This window comes from Phaeobacter sp. A36a-5a, from assembly GCF_037911135.1.
In the GTDB taxonomy this organism is placed as follows: Bacteria; Pseudomonadota; Alphaproteobacteria; order Rhodobacterales; family Rhodobacteraceae; genus Phaeobacter; species Phaeobacter bryozoorum.
Genome location: NZ_JBBLYU010000001.1, coordinates 2,130,842 through 2,156,311 on the forward strand (window position 1 = coordinate 2,130,842; position 25,470 = coordinate 2,156,311).

At 62.5% G+C, this 25,470-nt stretch carries 24 protein-coding genes; 10 read left to right on the plus strand and 14 right to left on the minus strand.

Annotated features, from left to right (window positions below; genetic code table 11):
* Window positions 1–394: 394 nt before the first annotated feature.
* Genes WLQ66_RS09895 through nthA form a run of 3 tightly spaced genes read right to left on the minus strand, consistent with a single transcriptional unit; the run spans window position 395 to window position 2,084 of the window.
* Entirely contained in the window at window positions 395–736 is a 342-nt protein-coding gene (locus WLQ66_RS09895) for a nitrile hydratase accessory protein (RefSeq protein ID WP_340546140.1), read from the minus strand.
* Window positions 733–1,461, minus strand: a complete 729-nt coding sequence (gene nthB, locus WLQ66_RS09900) for a nitrile hydratase subunit beta (RefSeq protein WP_340546141.1) — start codon at window positions 1,459–1,461, stop codon at window positions 733–735. Before nthB ends, WLQ66_RS09895 begins: the two co-directional genes overlap by 4 nt.
* Window positions 1,458–2,084 (minus strand): nitrile hydratase subunit alpha, encoded by a 627-nt coding sequence (nthA, locus tag WLQ66_RS09905; protein ID WP_340546142.1) that lies wholly within the window; start codon window positions 2,082–2,084, stop codon window positions 1,458–1,460. Before nthA ends, nthB begins: the two co-directional genes overlap by 4 nt.
* Before the next feature lie 245 nt (window positions 2,085–2,329).
* On the opposite strand from nthA, the gene secG reads away from it, so the two are divergent.
* The 3 genes from secG (at window position 2,330) to WLQ66_RS09920 (ending at window position 5,750) form a co-directional block, all read left to right on the plus strand.
* A complete protein-coding gene (gene secG, locus WLQ66_RS09910) occupies window positions 2,330–2,692 on the plus strand; it encodes a preprotein translocase subunit SecG (RefSeq protein WP_340546143.1) in 363 nt (120 codons plus the stop codon).
* A gap of 262 nt (window positions 2,693–2,954) precedes the next feature.
* Window positions 2,955–4,598, plus strand: coding sequence for a CTP synthase (pyrG, locus tag WLQ66_RS09915; RefSeq protein ID WP_340546144.1), 1,644 nt, complete (start codon window positions 2,955–2,957; stop codon window positions 4,596–4,598).
* A 249-nt stretch (window positions 4,599–4,847) separates the two neighbouring features.
* Entirely contained in the window at window positions 4,848–5,750 is a 903-nt protein-coding gene (locus tag WLQ66_RS09920) for a fructose bisphosphate aldolase (RefSeq protein WP_340546145.1), read from the plus strand.
* Between the two features lie 102 nt (window positions 5,751–5,852).
* Here WLQ66_RS09920 and WLQ66_RS09925 read toward each other — a convergent pair whose 3' ends face one another.
* Window positions 5,853–6,638: a crotonase/enoyl-CoA hydratase family protein gene (locus WLQ66_RS09925; RefSeq protein WP_340546146.1), complete on the minus strand. Its 786-nt coding sequence runs from the start codon at window positions 6,636–6,638 to the stop codon at window positions 5,853–5,855.
* A gap of 127 nt (window positions 6,639–6,765) precedes the next feature.
* On the opposite strand from WLQ66_RS09925, the gene WLQ66_RS09930 reads away from it, so the two are divergent.
* Complete coding sequence (locus WLQ66_RS09930) at window positions 6,766–7,875, plus strand: pyridoxal phosphate-dependent aminotransferase (RefSeq protein ID WP_340546147.1); 1,110 nt, start codon at window positions 6,766–6,768, stop codon at window positions 7,873–7,875.
* A gap of 24 nt (window positions 7,876–7,899) precedes the next feature.
* Here the strand turns inward: WLQ66_RS09930 and WLQ66_RS09935 are convergent, their stop codons facing one another.
* Window positions 7,900–9,156 (minus strand): pyridoxal-phosphate-dependent aminotransferase family protein, encoded by a 1,257-nt coding sequence (locus tag WLQ66_RS09935; protein ID WP_340546148.1) that lies wholly within the window; start codon window positions 9,154–9,156, stop codon window positions 7,900–7,902.
* Window positions 9,157–9,532: 376 nt separating this feature from the next.
* Here WLQ66_RS09935 and WLQ66_RS09940 point away from each other — a divergent pair, with 376 nt between their 5' ends.
* The 3 genes from WLQ66_RS09940 (at window position 9,533) to WLQ66_RS09950 (ending at window position 12,841) form a co-directional block, all read left to right on the plus strand.
* A complete protein-coding gene (locus WLQ66_RS09940) occupies window positions 9,533–11,374 on the plus strand; it encodes an ABC transporter ATP-binding protein (protein WP_340546342.1) in 1,842 nt (613 codons plus the stop codon).
* Window positions 11,375–11,429: 55 nt separating this feature from the next.
* On the plus strand, window positions 11,430–12,170 hold the full coding sequence (ygfZ, locus tag WLQ66_RS09945) for a CAF17-like 4Fe-4S cluster assembly/insertion protein YgfZ (RefSeq protein WP_340546149.1): 741 nt from the start codon (window positions 11,430–11,432) through the stop codon (window positions 12,168–12,170).
* A gap of 101 nt (window positions 12,171–12,271) precedes the next feature.
* Complete coding sequence (locus WLQ66_RS09950; protein ID WP_340546150.1) at window positions 12,272–12,841, plus strand: hypothetical protein; 570 nt, start codon at window positions 12,272–12,274, stop codon at window positions 12,839–12,841.
* A gap of 91 nt (window positions 12,842–12,932) precedes the next feature.
* On the opposite strand, the gene efp is transcribed toward WLQ66_RS09950, so the two are convergent.
* Complete coding sequence (gene efp, locus WLQ66_RS09955; RefSeq protein ID WP_340546151.1) at window positions 12,933–13,496, minus strand: elongation factor P; 564 nt, start codon at window positions 13,494–13,496, stop codon at window positions 12,933–12,935.
* Between the two features lie 216 nt (window positions 13,497–13,712).
* Here efp and WLQ66_RS09960 point away from each other — a divergent pair, with 216 nt between their 5' ends.
* Both WLQ66_RS09960 and WLQ66_RS09965 read left to right on the plus strand, forming a co-directional pair.
* Entirely contained in the window at window positions 13,713–14,030 is a 318-nt protein-coding gene (locus tag WLQ66_RS09960) for a DUF6280 family protein (protein WP_008207990.1), read from the plus strand.
* A 187-nt stretch (window positions 14,031–14,217) separates the two neighbouring features.
* Complete coding sequence (locus tag WLQ66_RS09965) at window positions 14,218–15,678, plus strand: cobyric acid synthase (protein ID WP_340546152.1); 1,461 nt, start codon at window positions 14,218–14,220, stop codon at window positions 15,676–15,678.
* Window positions 15,679–15,740: 62 nt separating this feature from the next.
* Here WLQ66_RS09965 and WLQ66_RS09970 read toward each other — a convergent pair whose 3' ends face one another.
* The 5 genes from WLQ66_RS09970 to WLQ66_RS09990 all read right to left on the minus strand — a co-directional run bounded on the left by WLQ66_RS09970 (window position 15,741) and on the right by WLQ66_RS09990 (window position 20,600).
* Window positions 15,741–17,072, minus strand: coding sequence for a hypothetical protein (locus WLQ66_RS09970; protein ID WP_340546153.1), 1,332 nt, complete (start codon window positions 17,070–17,072; stop codon window positions 15,741–15,743).
* A gap of 129 nt (window positions 17,073–17,201) precedes the next feature.
* Window positions 17,202–18,620 (minus strand): TolC family outer membrane protein, encoded by a 1,419-nt coding sequence (locus tag WLQ66_RS09975; RefSeq protein ID WP_340546154.1) that lies wholly within the window; start codon window positions 18,618–18,620, stop codon window positions 17,202–17,204.
* Window positions 18,621–18,759: 139 nt separating this feature from the next.
* Window positions 18,760–19,413 carry a protein-L-isoaspartate O-methyltransferase family protein gene (locus tag WLQ66_RS09980; protein ID WP_340546155.1) on the minus strand — a complete coding sequence of 218 codons (654 nt, stop codon included), beginning with the start codon at window positions 19,411–19,413 and terminating at the stop codon, window positions 18,760–18,762.
* Window positions 19,414–19,518: 105 nt separating this feature from the next.
* A complete protein-coding gene (locus tag WLQ66_RS09985; RefSeq protein ID WP_340546156.1) occupies window positions 19,519–20,034 on the minus strand; it encodes a PhnA domain-containing protein in 516 nt (171 codons plus the stop codon).
* A gap of 254 nt (window positions 20,035–20,288) precedes the next feature.
* Window positions 20,289–20,600, minus strand: coding sequence for a TraR/DksA family transcriptional regulator (locus WLQ66_RS09990; protein ID WP_340546157.1), 312 nt, complete (start codon window positions 20,598–20,600; stop codon window positions 20,289–20,291).
* 244 nt (window positions 20,601–20,844) lie between these two features.
* Here WLQ66_RS09990 and WLQ66_RS09995 point away from each other — a divergent pair, with 244 nt between their 5' ends.
* On the plus strand, window positions 20,845–20,994 hold the full coding sequence (locus tag WLQ66_RS09995; RefSeq protein WP_340546158.1) for an entericidin A/B family lipoprotein: 150 nt from the start codon (window positions 20,845–20,847) through the stop codon (window positions 20,992–20,994).
* A gap of 68 nt (window positions 20,995–21,062) precedes the next feature.
* Here WLQ66_RS09995 and WLQ66_RS10000 read toward each other — a convergent pair whose 3' ends face one another.
* From WLQ66_RS10000 to lepA, 3 genes are all read right to left on the minus strand, one after another.
* The gene (locus WLQ66_RS10000) at window positions 21,063–21,302 is read right to left on the minus strand and encodes a PA2433 domain-containing protein (RefSeq protein WP_340546159.1); all 240 of its coding nucleotides are present in this window, start codon (window positions 21,300–21,302) and stop codon (window positions 21,063–21,065) included.
* A gap of 359 nt (window positions 21,303–21,661) precedes the next feature.
* On the minus strand, window positions 21,662–23,371 hold the full coding sequence (locus WLQ66_RS10005; RefSeq protein WP_340546160.1) for an AIPR family protein: 1,710 nt from the start codon (window positions 23,369–23,371) through the stop codon (window positions 21,662–21,664).
* Window positions 23,372–23,485: 114 nt separating this feature from the next.
* Window positions 23,486–25,300 carry a translation elongation factor 4 gene (lepA, locus tag WLQ66_RS10010; RefSeq protein ID WP_340546161.1) on the minus strand — a complete coding sequence of 605 codons (1,815 nt, stop codon included), beginning with the start codon at window positions 25,298–25,300 and terminating at the stop codon, window positions 23,486–23,488.
* Between the last annotated feature and the right edge of the window lie 170 nt (window positions 25,301–25,470).

The window sequence follows — 25,470 nt, forward strand, 5'->3', positions numbered from 1 at the left end:
ACGCGGATCGATCCCCCGCGTCAGGGTCACTTAAGCCCGGCGCACCCACACGCACAGGAGACCGGCCCCGATTCCATCGGGGGCGTGTCAGGATATCCTGCCTGCGCAGGCCCCATCCGGGCCTGTCCACCTCCACCGGCGGCGCCGCCATCCCTGCTTTTGGCACAGCGCGAGACCGCAACCGAGACGAGACAGACAAACAGACCGATAGACTGGGACGGCGAAACAGAGACAGGAAGGACACGAGAGAGCGACAGAAGAGACACCCAGAGCCGAACGACACAGGCCCGGTGCGGATCTCCCCGCGCCGCACCATCAGCCGTGGCGGTGGCGCCCCGAACCGGTGCAGCTGCGCCCGGCCCTCCGCAGACGATATTTCCGGCCACTCGCCCGACTAATCCGCAGGCAGCTCAACCGGCATGCCATGTGGTGTCGACAGATAGGCCGCCTCCCAGCGGGCGCGCATCCCCTCGGCATCGGCAGGGGCCACCCGGCCTGTCTCTGCCAGAAACATCTCCAGCGTCTCCAGCCAGACGGCAAAGTAATCCTCGCCCCCGTTCAGATCGCGCTCCAGCCCATGGCGGCGCAGGCTGGCAGAAAACCGCATCACCCAGTCGCCCCAGGACAACGCCCCGCTTTCATTCAGATGCACCGTCAGCGCAAAGACCTGCGCATGCCACGGCTGTTCAAAGGCCGGTTCCGGGCGCTCTGCCACCGGCGTGTCAATTGTGCTCATGCCGGCTCCAAATAGCTTTGCCACAGGTCCAGAACCACCTCGTCGCGCGGATGCTCCGGCGCGCTCCACAGCTCGGCCGCCGGGAACACCACCGCATAAAGCGGCTCCGGCGCCTCCCCCAGACCATGTGCGGCACTGTCCGGCAGAATATGCGTCCCATGCAGGCGCAGCACGCGACCGCTGGCGCCCACTGCATAGCCGGGCAATCGGGTGTGACCGCCCGCCACCAGCCGGTTGCCACCGGGGCGGCGACAGCGCACCGCATCGCCGGGGGCAAAGACCACCGGCACATCAGAGGGCCGGTCCGCCGGCCCGCCCTTGGCGAGGGTTGCGGCCACATCCGATGCCTTCAGCGCACGGGCAGCGAGCGGATGCGGGGCCTCGGCCTCTGCGCCCGTGCCGTCTTTCTGACGCCCCCCTGCCTCGGCTGTCGCCAGATCCGCGCGGCTCAGCACACCCTTTTCCACCAACAGCGTCGCCAGACCGGCCAGCCATTTCTCGTAGTAGGAAAACCGCGTGTAGTCCTTCGGTGCCAGCCGCTCGCGGGCGTGGCGCGAGGTGTCGATATTCCACTGCCCCAGCGCGCCGCAGGCCAGCGTCACCGCCAGGGCACGGGCGTGCCAGTCTTCGGCAAAAACCTCTTCGGCAAAGACCGGGGCATCCTCTGCCTCGGGCACCACCGGCCCGTCCCCGAATCGCCCGCCCATGTCATGCAGCCTGCTCATGTCGCTGCCCCCTCGGGCAGCTGTGCCAGACCGGTGCCGATCATGCTGTCGCGGCTGACCAGCGCCGTCAGCGCGTCCTCGCTCAGCCCCTCACTGCCCGCAGGCCGCATCGGCAGCACCAGATAACGGACCTCAGCGGTGGAATCCCAGACCCGCACCGCGGTGCCGTCGGGCAGGCTCACGCCGAATTCCGCCAACACCTTGCGCGGCTCGCGTACCGCTCGGGCGCGGTAGGCGTCGGATTTGTACCAGCCCGGCGGGATCCCCAGCAAAGGCCAAGGGTAACAGCTGCATAAGGTGCAGACGACCATGTTATGCTGCTGCGCGGTGTTCTCGACCACCACCATATGTTCACCCTGACGGCCATAATACCCAAGCTCCGCCAGCACCGGATCGGCATCAGCCAGCAGACGCGCCCGAAACTCAGGATCAGCCCAGGCCCGCGCCACCACGCGGGCGCCATTGGCCGGGCCGATACGGTTCTGATAGGTATCGATAATTTCATCCAGCGCCGCCGGATCAATCAGCCCCTTTCGGGTCAGCACCGTCTCCAGCGCCTTGACGCGCAGGGCGGGGTCCGGGGGCAACAGGCTATGCGGGGCGTCTGCGTGATCATGAGGCATAGGGCGAGACTGCCCGCAGCGGCGCAAAGCTGTCCAGTCACAATCCGTCATGATCCCGATCACCAGCCGTGATGCCCGCGCGCAGCCGCGGCAGCCGGACCTCTCATGCGCCGTTTTCTGCGGATTTGATGCGCCCGAAACGCCGCAGGTCCGCCTTCTCCGCGCTTCGGCAAACTGAGCCCTTGCCCCTCAGAGCAATCTTCCCTATTTACCGCCCGATACTCAGCCAACCGCCGTAGGATCCTATGGAAAACGTCGTACTCATCATCCATCTTCTTCTGGCCCTGGGGCTGATTGCCGTTGTCCTCTTGCAGCGCTCCGAAGGCGGCGGCCTTGGCATGGGCGGCGGCGGTGGCGGGGCCATGTCCGGCCGTGCAGCAGCCACCGCGATGAGCAAGGTGACTTGGATCCTGGCCGTGGCCTTCATCGCCACATCCATCACGCTGACCATTCTGGCAGCACAGAAATCCGCAGGCTCCTCGGTTGCAGATCGCCTCTCGGCGCCTGCCGCAGAAGGCGCTGCCGACACACCCGACACCCCGCTGGGCAGCGACCTGCTGCCGCCGGTGCAGGGTGACAATGCACCGCTGGTTCCCAGCGCAGACTAATCCGGCCACCCGGCCCGGAGGACCCTCGGATCGGCCCGACAGCCAATTGCGCTTCGGGCAGATCCGGCAAGACCAGAGCGTCTGACGCGGGATTCGCGAGGATCCACTACACTTAGAATGAACAAAAGCAGCCGTAACAGCATCTTGCGGCTTGCTTGCGCATTTTGCGCGAATCCTTTATATGTAAAGCCCCGTGATGCTGCGGTTTCTGCAACCGCCGGGCAGCTGAATTCTGACTTCTCACGGGGGCAGCCGAACAGACATGGCGCGTTTCATTTTCATTACTGGCGGTGTTGTATCATCTCTGGGCAAAGGGCTGGCATCCGCCGCTCTTGGGGCACTTTTGCAGGCGCGCGGCTATTCCGTCCGCCTGCGCAAACTGGACCCCTATCTGAACGTCGATCCGGGCACGATGAGCCCCTTCGAACATGGCGAGGTCTTCGTCACCGATGACGGTGCCGAAACCGATCTCGACCTCGGTCACTACGAACGTTTCACCGGCGTGGCCGCCCGCAAGACCGACTCGGTCTCCTCGGGCCGGATCTATTCCAACGTGCTGGAAAAGGAACGTCGCGGCGACTACCTCGGCAAGACCATTCAGGTCATTCCGCATGTGACCAATGAAATCAAAGACTTCATCTCCATCGGTGAAGATGAGGTTGATTTCATGCTCTGCGAAATCGGCGGCACCGTCGGCGACATCGAGGGGCTGCCCTTCTTTGAAGCGATACGCCAGTTCGCCAATGACAAGGCGCGTGGCCAGTGTATCTTCATGCACCTGACCCTCCTGCCCTATATCAAGGCCTCCGGCGAGCTGAAGACCAAGCCGACCCAGCACTCGGTGAAGGAGCTGCGCTCCATCGGTCTGGCACCGGATATCCTGGTTTGCCGCTCCGAAGGGCCGATCCCGCACAAGGAACGCGAAAAACTGGCGCTGTTCTGCAATGTGCGCGCCGACAGCGTGATTGCCGCGCAGGATCTGAAGTCCATCTACGAGGCCCCGCTGGCCTATCACCGCGAAGGTCTCGATCAGGCGGTTCTGGATGCCTTTGGCATTGCGCCGGCCCCGAAACCCAATCTGACCCGCTGGGAAGATGTGGCCGATCGCATCTACAACCCCGAAGGCGAGGTCAAAATCGCCATCGTCGGCAAATACACCCAGCTGGAAGACGCCTATAAGTCCATCGCCGAGGCGCTGACCCATGGCGGCATGTCCAACCGCGTGAAGGTAAAGATCGAATGGGTCGATGCCGAGCTGTTCGACAAGGAAGACGCCGCCCCCTACCTGCAAGGCTATAACGCCATTCTGGTGCCCGGCGGCTTTGGCGAGCGCGGCACCGAGGGCAAGATCAAGGCCGCGCAATATGCGCGCGAGCACAAGCTGCCCTATCTCGGCATCTGTCTGGGTATGCAGATGGCCGTCATCGAGGCTGCGCGCAATGTCGCGGGCATCGCGGAGGCAGGCTCCGAGGAATTCGACCATGAGGCAGGCAAGAAACGCTTTGAACCGGTGGTCTATCACCTGAAGGAATGGGTGCAGGGCAACCACACCGTGGCGCGCAAGGTCGATGACGACAAAGGCGGCACCATGCGTCTGGGCTCCTACAACGCCACGCTGGCCGAAGGCTCCAAGGTGGCTGAGGTCTATGGCACCACCCGGATCGAGGAACGCCACCGTCACCGCTATGAGGTGGACACCAAATACCGCGAGCAGCTGGAAGCCTGTGGCCTGAAATTCTCCGGCATGTCGCCGGATGGTCGCCTGCCGGAAATCGTCGAATGGACGGATCACCCGTGGTTCATCGGCGTACAGTTCCACCCCGAGCTGAAGTCGAAACCGTTTGAGCCGCATCCGCTGTTCGACGATTTCGTCCGCGCCGCCAAGGAAGCCTCGCGGCTGGTCTGACCGGCACAGCGCCCGGCGCATCGGGCCTGACTGAAACACACCAAAAGGCAGACCACCCCGGTCTGCCTTTTTTGCGTGCGAACGCCTGACGGATATGCCTGCCTGCGATGTTTCGCCGAACCGCCGCCCGGTCGCGTCACTGTTAGCGGAGGCGTTAGCGCAACCACTTGATACAGATAGTTGTTTCCTGCCGCAGGCGCGGTATAGACGATGCCAGACAGACAATCCCTTTTCGTGGAGACCCGACCTATGGCGCAAGAAACCTCGACCCAGACTGCTCAGCTCGATCGCATCGCAAACGGCAAGGGCTTCATTGCGGCGCTCGATCAGTCCGGCGGGTCCACCCCGAAGGCGCTGGCGCTTTATGGCGTGACCGAAGACGCCTACAGCAATGACGACGAGATGTTCGGCGAAATCCAGAAAATGCGCGCCCGCATCATCACCGCACCGGATTTCAACAGCGAAAAGATCCTCGGCGCGATCCTGTTTGAAAAAACCATGGATGCCGAAATCGACGGCATCCCGGTGCCCGCCTACCTGTGGGACAACTGCGGCGTTGTGCCGTTCCTCAAGGTCGACAAGGGCCTCGCGGATAAGGCGGACGACGCCCAGACCATGAAACCGATGCCCGATCTTGATCAGCTGCTGTCGCGCGCGGTAAAGGCCGGGATTTTCGGCACCAAGATGCGCTCGGTGATCAAGGGCGCCAATGCCACCGGCATCAAGAACGTCGTCGGCCAGCAGTTCATCGTCGGCCGCCAGATTGCCGCTGCCGGTCTGCTGCCGATCATCGAACCCGAAGTGGACATCAACTCCGCCACCAAAGCCGAGGCGGAAACCCTGCTGAAGGCTGCGATTCTGGACGAGCTGAACGCCCTGCCCGCCGACACCAAAGTGGCGCTGAAACTGACCATCCCGACCGAGGCCGGTCTCTATGACGATCTCGCCGCCCATGCCAATGTGGTGCGCGTTGTTGCGCTGTCCGGCGGCTATACCACCGATGACGCCTGCGAAAAGCTGGCGAAGAACAGCACGATGATCGCCTCCTTCAGCCGCGCCCTGACCGAAGGTCTGAATGTCGCGATGAGCGACAGCGACTACAACGCAGCGCTTGGCTCCAACATCGACAAGATCTACCGCGCCTCGATCTGACGATCACGCCGCCCCTGACGGGGACAGACACCAAGGTAAAGAGCCGCGCCGGTCAGATCCCGGCGCGGCTCTCTTTCATTTCAGATCGAACTAACGTCGGGCTCAGTCGAATTTAGGCGCGCGGTTCTGCATCTGGGCGGCGACCACTTCCATCTGCTCAGGCTTGCCGATCAGACCGACCTGAACACGGGATTCCTCCAGCAGCACCTCGGCGCGATCCGCGCTGGCCTCGGCCGTCTCGATCAGCGTTTTTGCCGCGCGGATGGCGGCGGGGCTTTGCCCGGCGATCACTGTCGCCAGTTCATGGGCGCGGGCGATGGGATCCTCGGCCAGCTCGGTGACCAGCCCCCAGTCCAGCGCCTGCGGCGCCGACACTTTCTCCGCCGTATAGGTCAGCCGCCGCAGCACATCGGAGCGCAGCAGCCGCGGCAAGAGCACCATGCCGCCCATATCCGGCACGATCCCCCATTTCATCTCCATGACCGAGAACCGCGCATCGGGCGCAGCAATGCGGATATCGGCCCCCAGCGCCAGTTGCAGCCCGCCGCCAAAGGCCACGCCATTGATCGCCGCAATCACCGGCATCGGCAGGCGACGCCAGACCATTGCCACCTGCTGCACCTGATTGGCATCGCCATGAGAGCGGCTCATCAGCCACTCTGTCGGGTCTTTCATCCCCATCTGGGCAAAGCTCATCAGATCAAGGCCGGCGCAGAACGCCTTGCCCTCGCCCGAGAGCACAACCACCCGCGCCTTGCTGTCCATCAGGCTTTCGCCAGCGGCAATGATCTCTTCGATCATCTGGCTGTCCAGCGCGTTCATCTTGTCACCGCGGGTCAATGTCACCCGTGCAATATGGTCTTCGATCTCTACCGATACCCGTGCCATCTCGGCGCCCTCCTTCTTGGAATTTCCGTTGGCGGCAGACTGCCCCGGATCCCGGCAGTGATCCAGCGTAACGCCGGGGCAAAGCGACGCGCTTGCCCGGACGCACCGGATCACGTTATCTCAGCCCATGACACAGCCACGCTACACCCCGCTTGCCCACTCCCTCCCCGCCTCTGTCCCCTTTGTCGGGCCGGAAACCCAGGAGCGCCAGCGCGGCGCGCCCTTCACGGCGCGGCTGGGCGCGAATGAGAATATCTTTGGCCCCTCGCCCAAGGCGATTGCGGCCATGCAGGCCTCGCTGGGCGAAATCTGGAAATATGGCGACGCCGAGAGCCATGACCTGCGCGAGGCGCTGGCCGCGTATCACGGTGTTGCGCCCCAGAACATCATGATCGGCGAAGGTATCGACGGGCTGCTCGGCTATCTGGTGCGGCTGCTGATTGGCGAAGGCGATGCGGTGGTGACCTCGCTTGGTGCCTATCCGACCTTCAACTACCATGTCGCGGGCTTTGGCGGCGTGTTGCATACCGTCCCTTACAAGGACGACCACGAAGACCCCGCCGCGCTCTTTGCAAAGGCGGCCGAGGTGGATGCCAATCTGGTCTACCTCGCCAATCCCGACAATCCGATGGGCAGCTGGCACAGCGGCGCTGATCTGCTGGCCGCGATGGACGCCCTACCAGAGGGCTGCCTGCTGCTGCTGGATGAGGCCTATATCGACTGCGCCCCCGAGGGCACTGCCCTGCCGATAGATATCGACGATCCCCGCGTGATCCGCACCCGGACGTTTTCCAAGGCCTATGGCATGGCCGGTGCGCGGGTGGGCTACGTGCTGGCAGAGGCCGGGCTGGTCAGCGCCTTCAACAAGGTGCGCAACCATTTCGGTATGAACCGCACCGCTCAGATCGGCGCATTGGCGGCCCTGCAGGATCAGGCGTGGCTGGCCGAGGTGCTGGGCCGCATTGCCACCGCACGCGACCGGATTGCGCAGATTGCCCGCGACAATGGGCTAACGCCCCTGCCCTCGGCCACCAATTTCGTGGCCATCGACTGTGGCAGTGACGGTGCCTTTGCCAAATCGGTGCTGGAGGGTCTGGTGGATCAGGGCGTGTTTGTGCGGATGCCCTTTGCGGCGCCGCAAAACCGCTGCATCCGGGTCAGCTGCGGGCCGGAGGATCAGCTGGACGCCTTTGCCCGCGCGCTGCCCCTCGCGCTGGAGCGGGCGCGCAACGGCTGAGGCTGCGTCAGGGCCTGCTGCGGATCACCCGCAGCAGCTGCCTCTCTCTGATGTGTCTGCAACAGATGCCGCGCCACCCCCGGCGATCACCTGTGAGGCCGCCTCCAGCGCGCCGGATCCATGCGGGATCTCCAGCGCCTTCAGACCGGCATCAACCCCGCCCAGCAGCCCCATGATCATCTGACCGTTCACATGGCCCATATGGCCCAGCCGCAGGAACCCGTGCCACTCAGGGCTGTTCGGCGGCGCCATGCCAAGGCCGATGCCCAGCGTCAGCCCAAGGGTCTGTTCCACCCAATTGCGCAGGCGCGTGCCGCGATCGCCACCGATGTGCAGCGATGTGACCGCGTTTGACCGCAAAGCGACCTCCTGCACATTCATCCGCAGCGGGCCACCTTCGCCCCAGCGGTCACAGGCCGCCCAGATCGCCTGCGCCAACAGGTGATGGCGCGCCCAGACGGCCTCCATCCCCTCACCGTGGATCAGATCCAGTGCGGCCCGCAGACCATAGAGGTGATGCGTGGGCGCGGTGCCGCCGAAATACTGGTAGAATTCCTCCGGGTTGGCACGCGGCTGCCAGTCCCAATAGCGGCTGACCCGTGGCAGGCGGGCGCGGGCCTCCGCCGCCTTTGGCCCGAAGAAGACAAACCCCATGCCCGCAGGCACCATCAGCCCCTTCTGGCAGGCCGAGACCATCACATCCACGCCCCAGTCGTCCATCTCGAACCGGTCACAGCCAAGCGAGGCAATGCAGTCGACCATCAACAGCGCCGGGTGGCCGCAGGCATCCAGTGCCGCGCGCATTGCCGTCACATCATTGCGGATCGCGCTGGAGGTATCGACATGCACCGTCAGAACCGCCTTGATCCGATGGGCGGTATCGGCGGCGAGATGGCTGGAGATCTGGTCCATGTCCCAGGCCGAGCCGGTGCCGAAATACAAAAGCTCCACCTTGATGCCGAGCGCCTCCGCCATTTCCGACCAGCCAATGCCAAAACGGCCCGAGGCGGCGACCAGCACGGTGTCACCCGGCTGAAGGGTGTTCAGCAACGCCGCTTCCCAGGCGCCGTGACCGTTGGAGATATAGATCGCCACATCATGATCGGTGCGCGCCACCCGGCGCAGGTCCGGGATCAGGGTTGCCGTCATCTCCACCAGTTCACCGGCGTAGATATTCGGCGACGGGCGGTGCATCGCCTGCAACACCGCATCCGGCATGACCGAGGGGCCGGGAATGGCCAGATATCCGCGTCCCGCGGCAAGGGAAACACCCGCTGTCATGCTGCACTCCTATGTTTATCTGGGCAAACTGTGACGCGCGTCTGCGGTGGCTGCAACCCCTTGCAACGGCGCCGCACGCGCATTTGACGCAGCGGTTTTTACCGCCGCCCAGAGCTGGCCCATCGGCTGCGAAACCCGCGCCATGCTTGCACCTTTTTCCCCAGCTGCTTAAATGGCTCAGGCCTGACGTGGATGTCAGCGCCAGAAAAAACCACATCGGTTGTGATCCTTGCCCCAGACTGACCCCAAGACGACGCCCCCATCCGCAACGCCGGACACGCCGGACGCCCCTGCGGTGGATGCCGCCCCCTCGCCCAGGCGGGCGGTGGCACCCGCCACGGCAGAGGCCCCGGCCATCAAGTCAAAGCCCGAGCACATGTCCTCGCGCGAGCTGCTGGGCTGGCTGTGGCGCGGCTATCTGCGCCATTACATGGGCCTTCTGGGACTGGCGATCGTCTTCATGCTGATCGAAGGCGGCACCGTCGGCGGCCTCAGCTACATGATGCAGCCGATGTTCGATCTGGTGTTTGTGGCGGGCAATACCACGGCGCTGTTCTGGGTCAGCCTGGCGTTTCTGATCATCTTCTCCATGCGCGGGATTTCCAGCGTCTGTCAGAAGGTCATTCTCAGCAAGATTTCCCAGACCTCCGCCGCCCATATGCGCAAGGACATGCTGGCGCGGCTGATCCGGCAGGATCCGTCCTTTCATCAGGTGAACCCGCCCGGTTTCCTGATCCAGCGGGTGCAGAGCGATGTGATGGCGATCAATTCGGTCTGGCAGGCGCTGATCACCGGTGCCGGCCGCGATGTCACGCAGATGGTGGCCGTTCTGGCTGTGGCGATCAGCGTTGACTGGCGCTGGACCGCGATCATGCTGGTCGGCCTACCGATGCTGCTGTTGCCGCTGGCCGCCGTACAGCGCTATGTGCGGCGCAAGGCCTCGCAGGCGCGCGATCTGGGGGCCTCGCTGTCGACCCGGCTCGACGAGATCTTTCACGGGATCGTGCCGATCAAGCTGAACAATCTCGAAGACTACCAGACTGACCGTTTCGGCGGCCATATGGACCAGTTTGTCCGCTCCGAAGTGCGCGCCTCTTTTGGTGTGGCCTCAACCACCGGGATGATCGACATCATGGCCGGCTTGGGCGTGATGGGCGTGGTGCTTTATGGCGGCGCCGAGATCATCGAGGGCAAGAAGACCGTGGGCGAGTTCATGAGCTTTTTCACCGCCATCGGTCTGGCCTTTGACCCGATGCGCCGGTTGGCCTCGATCAGCGGCACCTGGCAGGCCGCGGCCGCCGCCATGGAACGCATCAAGGAACTGATGGACTCGCCGATCAAACTGGTGTCGCCGGAGACGCCGGTGCCCGCCCCCAATGGCCTGCCCGAGGTGGCGCTGAGCGATGTCACCCTGCGCTATGGCGACTCGGATGTGTTGCGCGAACTGTCGCTGGTGGCAGAGGCCGGCAAGACCACCGCGCTGGTTGGCGCCTCCGGGGCCGGGAAATCCACCATCTTCAACCTGCTCACCCGGCTGGTGGACCCGCAGGAAGGAGCAGTGACCGTGGGCGGCGTCGCCGTGCGGGACATGGATCTGGATGATCTGCGCGGGCTGTTCTCGGTGGTGACCCAAGAGGCGCTGCTGTTTGACGAGACCCTGCGCGAAAACATCCTGCTGGGGCGCACTGATGTGAGTGATGAGCGGCTGCAGGAGGTTCTGGAAGCCTCGCATGTGGCCGATTTCCTGCCAAAGCTCGCCAATGGGCTGGATACGCTGGTGGGTCCGCGTGGCTCGGCCCTGTCCGGTGGCCAGCGTCAGCGGGTGGTGATTGCCCGCGCGTTGCTGCGTGACACGCCGATCCTGCTGCTGGATGAAGCAACCTCGGCGCTGGATGCGCAATCTGAAAAGGTAGTGCAACAGGCGCTGGAGAAACTCTCGGGTGGGCGCACCACGCTGGTGATCGCACACCGGCTGTCGACCATCCGCAATGCCGACAAGATCGTGGTGATGGAACGTGGCCGTGTGATGGATCAGGGCACCCACGAGGAACTGCTGGAGCGTGGCGGCATCTATGCCGATCTCTACCGGTTGCAGTTTCAGGACGGCAAAACGCTGGTGGACCGAGCAGGCGTCGCCGCGCAGGCGCCCAGACAGTTCAGCGAAGGCGGCGACCAGCCGCGCTGGTTCCAGAAACTGGCCCGGCGCATGTTCGGCTAGGCCTTGCCCACTTCGCGACCTACATTGCCTTCGTGATCTTTCAGGAGCCTGACCCATGACCAACCGCCGCATCCTGCGTCTTTCCGGCGCTGACACCCGCGACTTCCTTCAGGGGTTGATCACCAATGATGTCGCCAAGGTGGATCAGGGGCTGGTCTATGCCGCCCTGCTGACCCCGCAGGGCAAATATCTGGCGGATTTCTTTGTCGCCGCTGATGGCGATGACCTGCTGGTGGACGTGGACGAAAGCCTCGCCGCGGGGCTGGCGAAACGGCTGACAATGTACCGGCTGCGCGCCAAGGTCACCATCGAGGAAACCGATCTGGCCGTGCGCCGGGGCACCGGGCCGGCGCCTGAGGGCGCGCTGGCGGATCCGCGCCACCCGGATCTGGGCTGGCGCGCCTATGGCACCGAAAGCGGCGAGGACGGCAGCAACTGGGACGCCATCCGGGTCGCCCATTGCATCCCCGAAACCGGCATCGAGCTGGGGCCGGAGAGCTACATTCTGGAAGCCGGGTTTGAGCGGCTGAACGGCGTCGATTTCCGCAAGGGCTGCTATGTCGGCCAGGAGGTCACCGCCCGGATGAAACACAAGACCACCCTGCGCAAGGGTCTTTCCACCGTCGCCATCGAGGGCAGCGCGCCCATCGGCACCGAGATCCGCCGCGCCGACAAAGCCGTCGGGACGCTGTTCACCCAGTCGGGCGAACACGCGATTGCCTATCTGCGATTCGACCGTGCGGGCGACGATATGTGTGCGCAGGACGCACGGGTTCACTGGCAGGTTAAGACCTGAGGCGATTCCGTGGCCGCCACCCGAGATCGTGACGCGACGTCATATCGGGAGCGCGGCCTCGGGCGGCTATGTCTCAGACATCATTTCACGAGGATAATTTCATGCGATTGCTCCCCTGCCTTGCCCTGACGCTGCTGCCCCTGCCCGCGTTTTCCAGTGACTACTGGGAATATCAGGACTGGTCCGTCGCCGCCGATATGCGCGTCACCGAAGAGCACGATTGGCGCGATTGCACCGCCTGGACCGGCGGCGACGGGCTGCCGCTGCTGCGCCTCACGGTGACCGAAGGCGATGTCGGCCCGCCCGAAACCTATCCCCAGCTTGAGCTGTTTGAGAGCGCCGCGCGCCATTATCCGACGCAGGTTCAGAACGGTCAGGCCATCGGCTTTATCATCGACCAGAAGGCGGTGTTCTACGGTATCGCCGATGCCGAGATCAACGAGGAAGGCATTGCCGAAGCGCGCGCCATGGTCCGCTGGATGGATGCGCTGAACACCATTCTCTGGATGCAGGACGGCGATCGGATGGAGGTGCGGACCGTGGTGCCCTATGGCGCGGGCGAGATGGTTCTGGATGCCTCTCTGGCCGGGTTCACCGCTGCCTATGGCAAGATGATGGACGAATGCGGCCACAGCCTAGAACTGCGCAAGATTGAAATCGACTACAACTGATCGGCTCTGCCATCTGTTGTGACACCATGAAAAACCCCCGCAGGACAGCCTGCGGGGGTTTTCATTTGCTGAAGTTGTTGGCGCTAACCGTTTAGGCGCGCTCAGAATATTCCATGGTCTCGGTATTGACGACGATCATCTCATCCTGACCAACAAAGGGCGGCACCATGACCTTGACGCCATTGTCCAGGATCGCAGGCTTGAAAGAGTTGGCAGCGGTCTGACCTTTGACCACCGGCTCGGTCTCGACAATCTTGCAGGTGACTTTCTGCGGCAGCGTTGCGTTCAGCGCCTCGGATTCATGGAATTCCACAACGATGGTCATGCCGTCCTGAAGGAACGGGCGGCGATCGCCCAGCAGGTCGGCGGGCAGCTCGATCTGCTCATAGGTTTCGGCATCCATGAACACCAGCATGCCGTCGCTCTCATAGAGGAACTGCTGGTCCTTCTGTTCCAGACGGACCTTTTCGACCTTGTCGGCGGAGCGGAACCGCTCGTTCAGTTTTGAGCCGTTGCGCAGGTTGCGCATCTCGACCTGGGCAAAGGCGCCGCCCTTGCCGGGCTTCACGTGATCGACTTTGACAGCGGCCCACAGACCGCCGTTGTGTTCGAGAACATTGCCGGGGCGGATCTCGTTACCGTTGATTTTGGGCATGACAAAAATCCCTCTCGGGTGGTTGATGAACTGTTAACCGCCCCTATATCTGGCAGGGAGTCGGCTGGCAAGACAACGATATGTCGTGTGAGGGACCGGGGAGCCATGCAAATTGCGCATAAAAGATATGCGTATGAAGGCTATCCGAATCGTCACAATTCCGCCATAAGGAGCGCTACGCCGAAATTGCAATAGCAAGAACAAAAAGGAAGCACGATGCGAGATTTCGTTGACGGCACCGCATATAACAACGAGCAAGGCAACCGGGCACGCAAGCTGTTTGCGGCGGTGGTATTGGCTGCGCTGGACGATGCGATTGCTGATGACAAGAAATACGGTAACGGCCCCGAGCAGATCGCTCGGTGGGCACGGTCGCGCGACGGGCGCGAAGTGCTGAGCTGTGCAGGCATCGACCCGAACGAACGTGTGGTCGGCGGCCTGATGGAATTTGTGGGCCGGGGTGTCCGTACCTCTGTTGCACTGTCGCGCGAAGAGAGCGAACGCCGCAACGCGGCACAGGCCGAAGCGGCCTGATCAGACCTGCCAGTCTGACGGACAGTTAACCGTCAAAGAAAAGCGCGTCCTGGGGGGCGCGTTTTTTCTTTTGGCGATGGCGGTTTCATGGCGAAATCGGCCGCTCGCCGGGCTTTTCATGGCCCGAAAAATCCGCCATGGCTGACAGGTGACAGATCACACCAGCAACAGCGGGAAAGAGGCGGCCATGACAGCACGGGCCATCATGATCCAAGGCACCGGCAGCAATGTCGGCAAATCAATGATTGTCGCGGGGCTGGCGCGTGCCTTTGTGCGCCGGGGCCTGTCAGTGGCGCCATTCAAACCGCAGAACATGTCCAACAATGCCGCGGTCACGCCCGAGGGCGGTGAGATCGGCCGCGCGCAGGCGTTGCAGGCACGGGCCGCGATGCGCCCGCCTCATACCGATATGAACCCCGTGCTGCTGAAACCGGAGACGGAAACCGGCGCGCAGGTGATCGTACAGGGCAAGCGGCGCGGCACCCAGGCGGCAGGCTCCTTCATGCGCGACAAGACCGGCCTGCTGGAGGCCGCCTTGGAGAGCTTTCGCAGGTTGGCGGCGGATGTCGATCTGGTCCTGATCGAGGGCGCCGGATCCCCGGCGGAGACCAACCTGCGCCGGGGTGATATCGCCAATATGGGATTTGCCTGCGCGGCGGATGTGCCGGTGGTGCTGGTGGGCGACATTCACCGGGGTGGTGTGATTGCACAGATCGTCGGCACCCATACGGTGCTGGAGCCGCAGGATCTGGCGCGGATCAAGGGCTTTGCCGTCAACCGGTTCCGCGGCGACCGCAGCCTGTTTGATGCCGGTCGCGATGATATCGCCGCACGCACCGGCTGGCCGTCGCTGGGGGTGATCCCCTGGTTCTGGGAGGCCTGGAAACTGCCGGCCGAGGATATGATGGACATCGCCTCGCACCGGGGGGGCGCCTGCAAGATCGTGGTGCCGCAGTTGGAGCGGATGGCGAATTTCGACGACCTCGACCCGCTGGCGGCAGAGCCCAATGTCACGGTTGAGATCGTGCCCGCCGGGCGCGCCCTGCCCGGCGACGCGGATCTGGTTCTGATCCCCGGCAGCAAATCCACCATTGGCGATCTCACCTATCTGCGGGCGCAGGGCTGGGACATTGATATCCTGGCGCATTACCGGCGCGGCGGCCATGTGATGGGGCTCTGCGGCGGCTACCAGATGCTGGGGCAGACAATTGATGATCCTGATGGTGTCGATGGCCGACCGGGCAAGGTGGCCGGGCTGGGCCTGCTGGATGTGCATACCGTGATGGCGGGCGAAAAGCGGGTGACGCTGACCGAAGCGGTGACCCGCGACGGCAATCTGCCGGTTAGCGGTTACGAGATCCACATGGGCCGCACCGATGGCGCGGATTGCGCCCGCGCCTGGCTCAGCATTGAGGGCCGTCTGGAAGGGGCCGTATCGCCGGATGGGCGCGTGCGTGGCTCATATCTGCATGGTCTGTTCAGCTCGGATGCGTTCCGGGCGTCGGTCCTATCTGGTCTGGGGCATGAGAGCGTTGCAGGCTATGACGACGGGGTCGAGGCCACGCTGGATGCGCTGGCGGCCCATCTGGAGGACTGCATGGATCTGGACGCGCTGCTGGCGCTGGCCGAACCGGTCCGGGGCGCATAGGCGCGATGAGCGCAGCTATGGTGTCGCCAGAGACGCGCGCCAGTGGATCGGTTGGGATCTGATCAGAGCAGGTTCTGGGCCGACAGGGCGCGGTGGATCTCGCGGCGCACCAGTTTGCGGACGTTGCGGGTGATCCGCTCACCCAGGGCGCCCTGCAACTCCTCGCGGACGATTTCGGAGACCAGCTCGCGCAGGGCCTGTTCATCCAGAATGCCCTCGTCGGCGCTGAACCCCGCCAGCGCCTCCAGCGCGGTGTCGGTGACAGCGGTTTCGGCCAGATCGCGGTGACCGTCGGGGGGACTGTCAGGGGCCTGCGCCGCAACTGCGCCCTCCTCCGTGATCTCTTCCGGGTCTTCGCTGACGGGCGTCTCCTGCGCCTCGCGGTGCGAGCTATCAGCCTCTATCCCCGCCTCCGGTTCTGCGATCTGATTCTCCTCCGGGGTCTCGGCCTGCGGTGCCGAAGCGGCCAGCTGAACCTCCTCAGCGGCCTCCGCGTCACTGTCCTGATCCTCCCAGGCGAGGGTCTCCAGATCGCTGCCGGCATAGGGCGTATCGCGGGAGCCATCCGGCTCCCAGAGCACGGGGCGGGCTGAGTTTGCAGCCTCCATCTCGGCCAGTTTCTGCACCACGGCGCCCACCTTCGGGTTCAGCTGGGCATGTGGTTTCACCATAACCGCTGGCGCCTCTGTCTCGGGCCGGCGTTCGGGTGCGTGTTCGGGCCTGTGCTCAGGTGCGTGGCCGGTGGTGGCGGCCGCCTGATAGAGCGTGGCAGAGGGGTCGGTCCAGGGCGCGCCGGCGCTGCGCGCAGCAGCAGCCGGTTGCGGCGCGGGCTTGGCCGCATCAGCGGCAGCCTTGGCGGCATCAGCGGCGGTTGCGGCGGCGATACCGTTGAAAAACGCCAGATCCTCATGGCCGGGATCATTGTCATGCAGCGCCAGCCCCTGCGCGATACGGTCCTGCGGCTCATCCCAGAACTCAATCGCATCAACGGCCATCAGCGCCTCGAAACGCGCCTTGCCGGATGTCGCGGCATCAGAGGCCTGCTGCGAAACCGGTGCGGTGTCCGCGTCCTCGGCATCCTGGGTAATCGGCCTGTCAGCCACGAATGTATCGGCAATCGGCGTATCGGCGATGGGCGCAAGCTTGTTCTCGGGGACGCGCAGGGCCGGAGTCAGAACCAGCCGTGTTACCGGCTGACTGCTGTTGGCGGTGTCCGCTTTCGGCTGCACGCCCGTGTCGCGGTGGATCCGCTGCGGCTGGGCGATCTGGGCGGCCAATGCCACCTCGCCCCCCTTGCCAAGCCGGGGATCAGCCGTGCGACTGTCCTCGCTCACCAGACGGCGGATCGATGACAGGACGTCTTCAATTTCAGCTTGGGTAACCGGTTCGGACATTTTTGCTTATCACTCTCGCCTCTTGAGGCTGAGTGTAGCGATCTGTCCCGGTTCAGACAACCGTGTGAATTAAGCGGTTTTTAAGGAGGCCCGCCGCTGCGGACCCCCGGTCGAGCGCTCAGCGAGGTCTCAGTTCTTGCCCAGAGCGCGCATCACGCGGTCCAGATCCTTGCTGCGCTGGCTGACATGGGCCGGCGCATCCTTGACCAGATTGTAATAGAGCGTCGGATCGTAGATTTCGACAGCCAGACCAAGGTGTTCTGCGGTCAGAAGCCCCTGCGCCTGCAACAGCGCATAGGCCGCCAGCACCTGATTGGCGCGGGACTGCACGCGGTCGGTCTGGGCGTTCAGCAGCTCCTGCTCGGCTTCGAGCACGTCGAGCGTGGTTCGCGCGCCCAGCGTTGCCTCCTCGCGGACACCGTCAAAGGCGACCCGCGCGGCGCGGACGCGCTCATTCGAGGACACCAGGCTGGCGCGCGCGGTTTCCAGTGCCACAAAGGCCGCCGATACATCCTGTGTCACGCCGCGCTGGGTGGTGATCAGGGCACCGCGTTCGGCCTGAAGACGGGCAATGCTGGCACGGCGCGCCGAGGCCAGAGAGCCGCCGGAATAGAGCCGCTGTGACAGCGTCACGCTGGCGCCGGAGGTGTCGCGCGTTCCCGGCCCGCTGGCGTCAGAGGCATGGGTGGCATTGGCTCGCAATGTGACCGATGGCCCGAGGTTGCGGGTGTTGCTCTGCGAGGCGTAATCCGCAGCCTTTACCGCGTGTTGCTGCGACAGCAGGCTGGGGTGATTGCGCATCGCGATGGCTTCTGCCGATTGCAGCGAGGCCACGCGCTGCGGCAGCGGCGGCTGGCCGGCAATCGTCCCCGGCGCATTGCCAACAGCCTGAACATAGGTCGCACGGGCATTGCGCAGGTCGCCCTGGCTTTCGATCAGGCTGGCCTGCGCGCCGGCCACGCGGCTTTCGGCCAGAGCCACATCGGTCCGGGTGACTTCGCCCACTTCAAAGCGGTCATTGGCGGCGCGCAGTTCCTCGCGCAGCAGCCGCAGGTTGTTGCTGCGCAGCGCCACGGTCTCCTGTTGCAGCAGCACGTTCACATAGGCCTGGACGGCGGCAAAAAGCACCTGCTGTTCAACGTCGAGCAAGGCCTGACGCGTCGCCAGAACGGTCTCCTGCGCGGCGAGCTGGCTGAGCCGGGAGACCCCGTTGTCAAACAGCAGCCAGCTGACATCGATGCCGGTAGACAGGGTCGAATCATGGTTGGAGCTGGCAATGGTGCCGTTGCCATTGCGCACATACTGACGCTCTGCCCGGGCAACCCAGTCGACCACCGGACGCAGGCGCGCCACTGCGGCGGCAACGTTTTCGTCCTGCGCGCGCAGCAGGGCGCGGTTCTGTTCCAGCAGGCCGCTGGTCTTGTAGGCGCCGATCATCGCATCCGAGAGATTGTCGGCAGCAGCCTGTTTCGGAGCACCCAGCAGCAGTGCCGCGCTTCCTGCGAAGACGAAGGCCTTGACCAGGTTTGCCGTCAGTTTATTGCGCATCTTAAGCCTCTTGTGATCCGGCCTACCGACGCGGCAGTACCGTTCTGCTCTCTCTGGCGCACAGGGGTCTCAGGCGCCGATCTGTCACGATCCGCCCGGACCAAGGTCAGCGCGGATCACCTGTGAACTCTCTGACGGATCAGAGAGCGAATTCTTCAACAGCCGCAAAACCGGGCAGCACCGGGGCGCCCGCATTAAAGGCCAGACGCCAGGAGATCTGGCCGCCGGTCTTATAGCCGACTTTGACCTCTCCCAGCGGACCGGACATGAAGATTGCTGCCATCCGGCCGCCATCCTTCAGCTGATCCAGCAGCGCCTCCGGCAGGGTTTCCACCCCCCCCTCGACGATCATGACATCATAGGGGCCGTGTTCTGCGGCGCCCTCGACCAGCGCACCGGTGTGCACGATCGCATTGTCGGCGCCAACGGCCGACAGCTGGCCCTGCGCTTCGCTCGCCAGGGTCTCGTCTTCCTCGACGCCGATCACCATCTGCGCCACCCGCGCGATCACCGCGGTGGAATAGCCCAGACCGCAGGCCACATCGAGCACCAGCTCATCCGGCTGCACGTCAACCGCATCCAGGATCTTGCCCAGGGTGCGCGGCTCCAGCAGCACCCGACCGGGTCCGATATCCAGATTGCCATCGGCATAAGCCGCCTCGCGCTGCGCATCGGCAACAAAGGCTTCGCGCGGCACGGCCAGCATGGCTTCGATGATCGGGAACTTGGTGACATCCGACGGGCGGATCTGCGTGTCGACCATCATGCGGCGACGTTCGGCAAAGTCAGTCATATGCTAAACTCATCTGTTCAGTCAGTTGCTGTGGTTGTGCCACATCCGGGACATGGCGGCAACGGGCGGGCGCGCATTTCTGCTGCGTTGTGGCGGGTGAGACGCCTATTTCTTTTTCACGAATTTGGTCAGGATGACGATGCGCTGCCCCTCGACCCGGCCTTCGATATGTTCGGGGTTGTCGGCAACAAGGGAGATATTGCGCACGGCGGTGCCACGTTTGGCGGTAAAGCCTGCGCCCTTCACCGGCAGATCCTTGATCAGCACCACGCTGTCGCCGTGGGCCAGCGGCGCGCCATTGCTGTCGCGGTGGGCGCCGGGCTGAGGTGCCGCATCGACCCAGGCGCGCGTGTCCTCGTCAAGCCAGAGCTGATCGGAGAGATCCCGCGCCCAGTCCTGATCCGACAACCGCGCCAGCAGACGGGCCGCCAGCACCTGAACCGCAGGCGTTTCTGACCACATCGCCGAGGACAGGCAGCGCATATGTGCCGGATCCGGATCGCCCGTCACCTGCGCAGCGCAGGTCTGGCAGATGGCAACCTCGCCCAGCTGGCCCTCGGGGGCGCCAGCGACCTCATGGGTGACAAGCGGCGTTTCGGCGGCACATAGGGCGCAGGACATCGGCAAAGCTCCTTCAGGACAGGGTTGCCCCTGCTTTAGGCGAGCGGACCGACAAAGAAAACCGCGAAAGAAAAGCGCCCGCGTGGAGGCGCGGGCGAGTTGGGATGCAGCACGGAGACCTGCTGCGGGTCCACAGGGGAACGGGGGTACTCGTAAACGCAAACTTGCGGAGGCGGGGGAATGCGGGCTCGGTTGGAGGTACCCGGCCTGCATTTCCGGCCTGCATCTCCGGCCTGTATCGCCGGCGCGGGCGGCTAGCCTGCGCAGGAGGCGCAGAACGGCGTGGTCGGATGCTCGCGCAGGTGGCTGTCGGTGATGCGATCACCACAGATCTGGCAGTAGCCATAGGAGCCTTCGTCAAGCCGGGCCAGAGCGCAGTCGATATCCCGGCGCAGTTCCAGCCATTTGCGGCTGAGCAGCGCCTCCGACGGCTGCGCGACTGCCGGGCTGGCGCGGCGCGGCGTCATCGGCACGACGTTGCCCGCGGCATCCCCGAAAGCGGCGCCAACGGCAGGCAGGCCATTGCGAAGATGTGTCAGTATGTCTTTCTGAGCGGCGTGGTTCATTGAGAAATCCTCCCCGGATCGGTGACAGGTTGTACTGACGAAAATTGATCGACCCGACTCAACCTATGCGGTTTTGACCGAAAGTGGTACTCACCGGATATGGGGGATGGGGTCGGCGCGGGCGACGGGCAGCCGGGGCGGCGGCGGTCGTGAAAATGCCGCCGATATATCGCCCCGCAAACCACTGGAACGCGCGCCGCGCGCTTGCTATCTGTTGGGCAAGATCGACCACGGGAGACATGCGATGATCCGAACCGCCCTGACCGCCCTCGCCCTGACGGGCGCGCTGTTTGGCCTGACCGCCTGCGAAACCACCAAAGGCGCCGGCCGCGACATTTCCAAAGCCGGCCAGGCGATTAGCGGCGCCGCACAGGACGTGCAGAACAGCTTCTGACGACGGGATTCAAAAGATGTGGAAACGCCCGGTTTGCCGCCGGGCGATTTTGTTTGGCCTGCGGGGCCTCAGATGCCGAGCATCGCCTTGGCCTCAGCCAGGGTCTGAACCGAGGCATCATGATCGCCCGAGTCATGCAGGCTCTGCCCCTCGTCGCGCAGTTCCTGAACGGTTGCCAGATCCGCCTCCGACAGTTCGGTGCCCGCGGCCAGAGCGGCGTCGATGGCGGCAATGTCGGCAGGGCATTGTCCGGCCAGAAGCGGCGACGCCAAGAGGGTGATCGCGGCGGCTAAAGTCAGCTGTTTCATGGTGTCCTCCTCCCCAGATGAACGGGGTGGAGGATAGCACGGAACGGGTGGGTTTTCAGCGGGTTGGTGCGCAGACGCCGCGGATGGGCTGAGAGTGGCGCATGGGGTTTGGAGAGGAGCGGCGGTTGGCCGACAGCGTAGGGCGAGACTGCCCTGCGGCGACAACGTCTCCCTTTTTTGAGGCAACCCACCGCCCCCTCCCCCCGGTATAGCAAGGTTTAGATCAGCACGCGGAGGGCAGCGCCCGGCCCGGCGGGGTGGGAAGCGAAGCGCCCGCCCCGTGGGGGCGGAAGCGAAGCGCCCGCCCCGGGGGGGGGGCGGGCGCGGCCCGGCCTGACGACCGGGCTTCCAGTTGACGACTATTTCATCGCTTTAACTGCAACCCTCATAGTCTGAAGGAGGCTTTGGTTTCTCAATTGGTCACGCGATAGTTGCTCGTTACCTGAAATTTCTTCACAAAGAGAGTTCATCAACTTAATATCACCTTCTAGGTTTGAGCGGACAAAGCCCTGCATCTTTGAGCAGAGCTTGAGAACTTTTTTGCTATTCAAGTAGCTCCCTTCTCCGTCATCAAAGTAAACCTTCAAAGCCATCATAAGGTGCCACTTTAGATTACTAAATCTCGGGTCAATCTTTTGATTACTAAAAAGCAAAAAGATCCGATAGTATGCTAACGCTGCAGTATGATAAATCTCTTCTTTGTAATCAGGATTAAAAATGTGTTCATTCAGTTCGCCCGTGAGTCTGTTTGGGTAGCGACTTGCAAGGTCTGGGCGCTCGAGAAATAGCGCGCCCACACAACGAGCCAAGTGCTTGACATCAAAAATTCGAATAGCGGGGATCCCCCGCCCTGAATATTGATTCTTGCGGCGCTCGAAATACAAACGTTGATCATCCGGCTCCTCTCTCGCCGCGAAATACTTCTCAATGTTCTTTACAGTTTCGATTGTCGCCAAGAATTGTTCATCTTGAACTTTAGATTGCCGGTTCGTGGATCGAACAATATCCTCCAAGAACACTGGCTCTCTAGCGTGAACCACTTTTATCATTAAGTTCGCATGATCCCCAATCTTCTCCCGATTATCAAATAGCACGTTAGAAGTCTGGCACCCGTTAATAATCTGAAAATCCCTCATGAACAAATCGACACCCTGAGGTCGAACATCTGGCGAAACTATAGTAACCCCGTTGTTCATGACACCGAAACGCTTCTGCTTTTCAGGATCGCAAATTGTTTCAGCTATCTCTGAATTAACATCATTATCGCTTCCTATGTAGTCTCGCACGTTCTCGTCAAATATGTTTTGCCTTAACTTCCCTTCCTCGTCAGAAAGAATATTTCTAACAAAGTCCTTTGCAGAAACTGTAGCAACGTAACTGGCATCAATTTCCGGGGCAGCCGGGAATGCAGCCAAGCCAATGGTTTTTATCTGAGCTTCGACAGTACCGCTACTCGCTATCCACATCGAGTTTACAACATTTCTGTCAGCTTGAACGACATCAACATTTTGGAAGTACCCAGAGTCCGCAATAGCGCACTGAAGGTTTTCAAACGCAGCCACTATCTCCCTGTCTATTGACCGGTTAGCCGTCGTTGCAAAGTACGCTTGGACATCTGGGCGACCATTAGTGATCACACCGACAAAATCAAAGAGGAGAAGAAACATCTCCCGCGATTCTTGAAGCTTATCTGACAGAGGGAACTTTGGTCTTTCTGAGAGAAAGTCCTGGATCGCAATATTGAAAGTATTTATTTCTTTTTTCTGCCAAGCTTCAGAAGTTTTAGCCTGGGTAAAAACGACGGTCACATTGACGTCTCTGCGCCTATCCTTCAGGGTGGCGATCAATTCTTCTTTGGTGCTTACGTAGGCATCGTCAACGACAATCAACACACCATCTACGCCGGAGTCGTCTCCTTCGAAGATCAAGTCTTCGGGTTCAACATTGTCGGAGGACAACTTCCTCAAAGCAATAAAATTTACAAACGCCTCAAACAGAGTTGGATCATCGTAAGTGTTTGGGTATTGCTGTCTATAATTCTTTAAGTGTGACTTGACGACAAGATGCATTGAGGAACCTCTTCTTGATACCCCTCAACTATCCACAGAGCGCACCCGATGCAACACCCGCTTTGAGTGTTTCTTTCGTCAATCCTAAAACAGAGAATTGAGGCGTGGCCAGCCTCAGCTATCCATCTTCAACGCCGAGATGAAAGCTTCCTGGGGAATATCCACCTTGCCGAACTGGCGCATTTTCTTCTTGCCCGCTTTCTGCTTGTCCAGCAGTTTGCGCTTCCGGGTGGCGTCGCCGCCGTAGCATTTGGCGGTCACGTCCTTGCGCAGCGCCGAGAGGGTCTCGCGCGCAATCACCTTGCCGCCGATGGCGGCCTGGATCGGGATCTTGAACATGTGGCGCGGGATCAGGTCCTTGAGCTTTTCGCACATGGCGCGGCCCCGCAATTCGGCGCGGTCGCGGTGCACCATCATCGACAGCGCATCCACCGGCTCGTCGTTGACCAGCACCGACATCTTGACCAGATTGTCCTCGCGGTAGCCGGTCATCTGGTAGTCGAAGGAGGCATAGCCCTTGGTTACCGATTTCAACCGGTCATAGAAGTCAAACACCACCTCGTTCAGCGGCAGGTCATAGACCACCATGGCGCGGGAGCCGGCGTAGGTCAGGTCTTCCTGAATGCCGCGACGGTCCTGGCAGAGCTTCAGCACATCGCCGAGGTATTCATCGGGCACCAGAATGGTCGCCTTGATGCGCGGCTCCTCAAGGTGGTCGACCTTGGACATATCGGGCATGTCGGCGGGGTTGTGCAGCTCGATCATCTCGCCCTCAACGCCTTCCTTGCCCTTCATGTAGACATGGTAGACCACGGAGGGCGCGGTGGTGATCAGCTCGATATTATATTCGCGTTCGATCCGGTCGCGGATCACCTCAAGGTGCAACAGACCAAGGAAGCCGCAGCGGAAGCCAAAGCCGAGGGCCGCGGAGGTTTCCATTTCAAAGGAGAAGGACGCGTCATTCAGCGCCAGCTTGTCGATGGCGTCGCGCAGGTCTTCGAACTCGGAGGAATCCACCGGGAAGAGACCGCAGAACACCACGGGCTGTGCCGGTTTAAAGCCCGGCAGGGCGACCTCGGTGCCGTTGCGGTCATTGGTGATGGTGTCGCCGACGCGGGTGTCGCGCACCTGTTTGATGGACGCGGTGAGGAAGCCGATCTCGCCTGGTTCCAGCTGGTCCACCACCTGCATGGCCGGGCGGAACACGCCGATGCGGTCGACGTGATGCAGAGTGCCGTTCGACATGAATTTGACCCGCATGCCCTTTTTCAGGACGCCGTCCATGATGCGGACCAGAACGATCACACCGAGATAGGCGTCATACCAGCTGTCCACCAGCATCGCCTTCAGCGGCGCGTCGCGGGTTCCGGTTGGCGCGGGGAGTTTCTTCACGATGGCTTCGAGCGTCTCGCGGATGCCCTGCCCTGTCTTGGCCGAAACCCGGATCGCCTCGGAGGCGTCGATGCCGATCACATCCTCGATCTGTTCGGCGACGCGGTCACAGTCAGAGGCCGGCAGGTCGATCTTGTTCAGGACCGGCACGATTTCATGGTCGGCGTCCAGCGCGTGATAGACATTGGCCAGCGTCTGCGCCTCAACCCCTTGCGAGCTGTCGACCACCAGAAGCGAGCCTTCGACCGCGCGCATGGAGCGGGAGACCTCATAGGCGAAATCGACGTGACCGGGGGTGTCGATCAGGTTCAGCACATAGGTCTCGCCATCATCGGCCTTGTAGTCGATGCGGACGGTGTTGGCCTTGATGGTGATGCCGCGCTCGCGCTCGATATCCATGGAGTCGAGCAGCTGCTCCTTCATATCGCGGTCCTCAACCGTTCCGGTCTCCTGAATGAGCCGGTCAGCGAGAGTGGATTTGCCATGGTCGATATGGGCGACGATGGAGAAATTGCGGATGTGAGCGAGGTCTGTCATGCAAGGGGATATGATTTGGTTTTAGGGTTTGGTCAAGCGGGCATGAGCGATAATAGGACACGACGAAGCAAGCGCCGGTTTGGAGTAGCCGTGAACAGGCGCTTCAATGTTGTTGTTGCGCGAGAAATCCTAAGGCAGCTAGCTTTTCTCCAGAACCCATTCGACTCTGA

Excerpts from the sequence above, each read along its gene's own strand:
- WLQ66_RS09895 (WP_340546140.1), bottom strand. The coding sequence starts at position 736 with ATGAGCACAATTGACACGCCGGTGGCAGAGCGCCCGGAACCGGCCTTT.
- nthB (WP_340546141.1), bottom strand. The coding sequence starts at position 1,461 with ATGAGCAGGCTGCATGACATGGGCGGGCGATTCGGGGACGGGCCGGTG.
- nthA (WP_340546142.1), bottom strand. The coding sequence starts at position 2,084 with ATGCCTCATGATCACGCAGACGCCCCGCATAGCCTGTTGCCCCCGGAC.
- secG (WP_340546143.1), top strand. The coding sequence starts at position 2,330 with ATGGAAAACGTCGTACTCATCATCCATCTTCTTCTGGCCCTGGGGCTG.
- pyrG (WP_340546144.1), top strand. The coding sequence starts at position 2,955 with ATGGCGCGTTTCATTTTCATTACTGGCGGTGTTGTATCATCTCTGGGC.
- WLQ66_RS09920 (WP_340546145.1), top strand. The coding sequence starts at position 4,848 with ATGGCGCAAGAAACCTCGACCCAGACTGCTCAGCTCGATCGCATCGCA.
- WLQ66_RS09925 (WP_340546146.1), bottom strand. The coding sequence starts at position 6,638 with ATGGCACGGGTATCGGTAGAGATCGAAGACCATATTGCACGGGTGACA.
- WLQ66_RS09930 (WP_340546147.1), top strand. The coding sequence starts at position 6,766 with ATGACACAGCCACGCTACACCCCGCTTGCCCACTCCCTCCCCGCCTCT.
- WLQ66_RS09935 (WP_340546148.1), bottom strand. The coding sequence starts at position 9,156 with ATGACAGCGGGTGTTTCCCTTGCCGCGGGACGCGGATATCTGGCCATT.
- WLQ66_RS09940 (WP_340546342.1), top strand. The coding sequence starts at position 9,533 with ATGTCCTCGCGCGAGCTGCTGGGCTGGCTGTGGCGCGGCTATCTGCGC.
- ygfZ (WP_340546149.1), top strand. The coding sequence starts at position 11,430 with ATGACCAACCGCCGCATCCTGCGTCTTTCCGGCGCTGACACCCGCGAC.
- WLQ66_RS09950 (WP_340546150.1), top strand. The coding sequence starts at position 12,272 with ATGCGATTGCTCCCCTGCCTTGCCCTGACGCTGCTGCCCCTGCCCGCG.
- efp (WP_340546151.1), bottom strand. The coding sequence starts at position 13,496 with ATGCCCAAAATCAACGGTAACGAGATCCGCCCCGGCAATGTTCTCGAA.
- WLQ66_RS09960 (WP_008207990.1), top strand. The coding sequence starts at position 13,713 with ATGCGAGATTTCGTTGACGGCACCGCATATAACAACGAGCAAGGCAAC.
- WLQ66_RS09965 (WP_340546152.1), top strand. The coding sequence starts at position 14,218 with ATGACAGCACGGGCCATCATGATCCAAGGCACCGGCAGCAATGTCGGC.
- WLQ66_RS09970 (WP_340546153.1), bottom strand. The coding sequence starts at position 17,072 with ATGTCCGAACCGGTTACCCAAGCTGAAATTGAAGACGTCCTGTCATCG.
- WLQ66_RS09975 (WP_340546154.1), bottom strand. The coding sequence starts at position 18,620 with ATGCGCAATAAACTGACGGCAAACCTGGTCAAGGCCTTCGTCTTCGCA.
- WLQ66_RS09980 (WP_340546155.1), bottom strand. The coding sequence starts at position 19,413 with ATGACTGACTTTGCCGAACGTCGCCGCATGATGGTCGACACGCAGATC.
- WLQ66_RS09985 (WP_340546156.1), bottom strand. The coding sequence starts at position 20,034 with ATGTCCTGCGCCCTATGTGCCGCCGAAACGCCGCTTGTCACCCATGAG.
- WLQ66_RS09990 (WP_340546157.1), bottom strand. The coding sequence starts at position 20,600 with ATGAACCACGCCGCTCAGAAAGACATACTGACACATCTTCGCAATGGC.
- WLQ66_RS09995 (WP_340546158.1), top strand. The coding sequence starts at position 20,845 with ATGATCCGAACCGCCCTGACCGCCCTCGCCCTGACGGGCGCGCTGTTT.
- WLQ66_RS10000 (WP_340546159.1), bottom strand. The coding sequence starts at position 21,302 with ATGAAACAGCTGACTTTAGCCGCCGCGATCACCCTCTTGGCGTCGCCG.
- WLQ66_RS10005 (WP_340546160.1), bottom strand. The coding sequence starts at position 23,371 with ATGCATCTTGTCGTCAAGTCACACTTAAAGAATTATAGACAGCAATAC.
- lepA (WP_340546161.1), bottom strand. The coding sequence starts at position 25,300 with ATGACAGACCTCGCTCACATCCGCAATTTCTCCATCGTCGCCCATATC.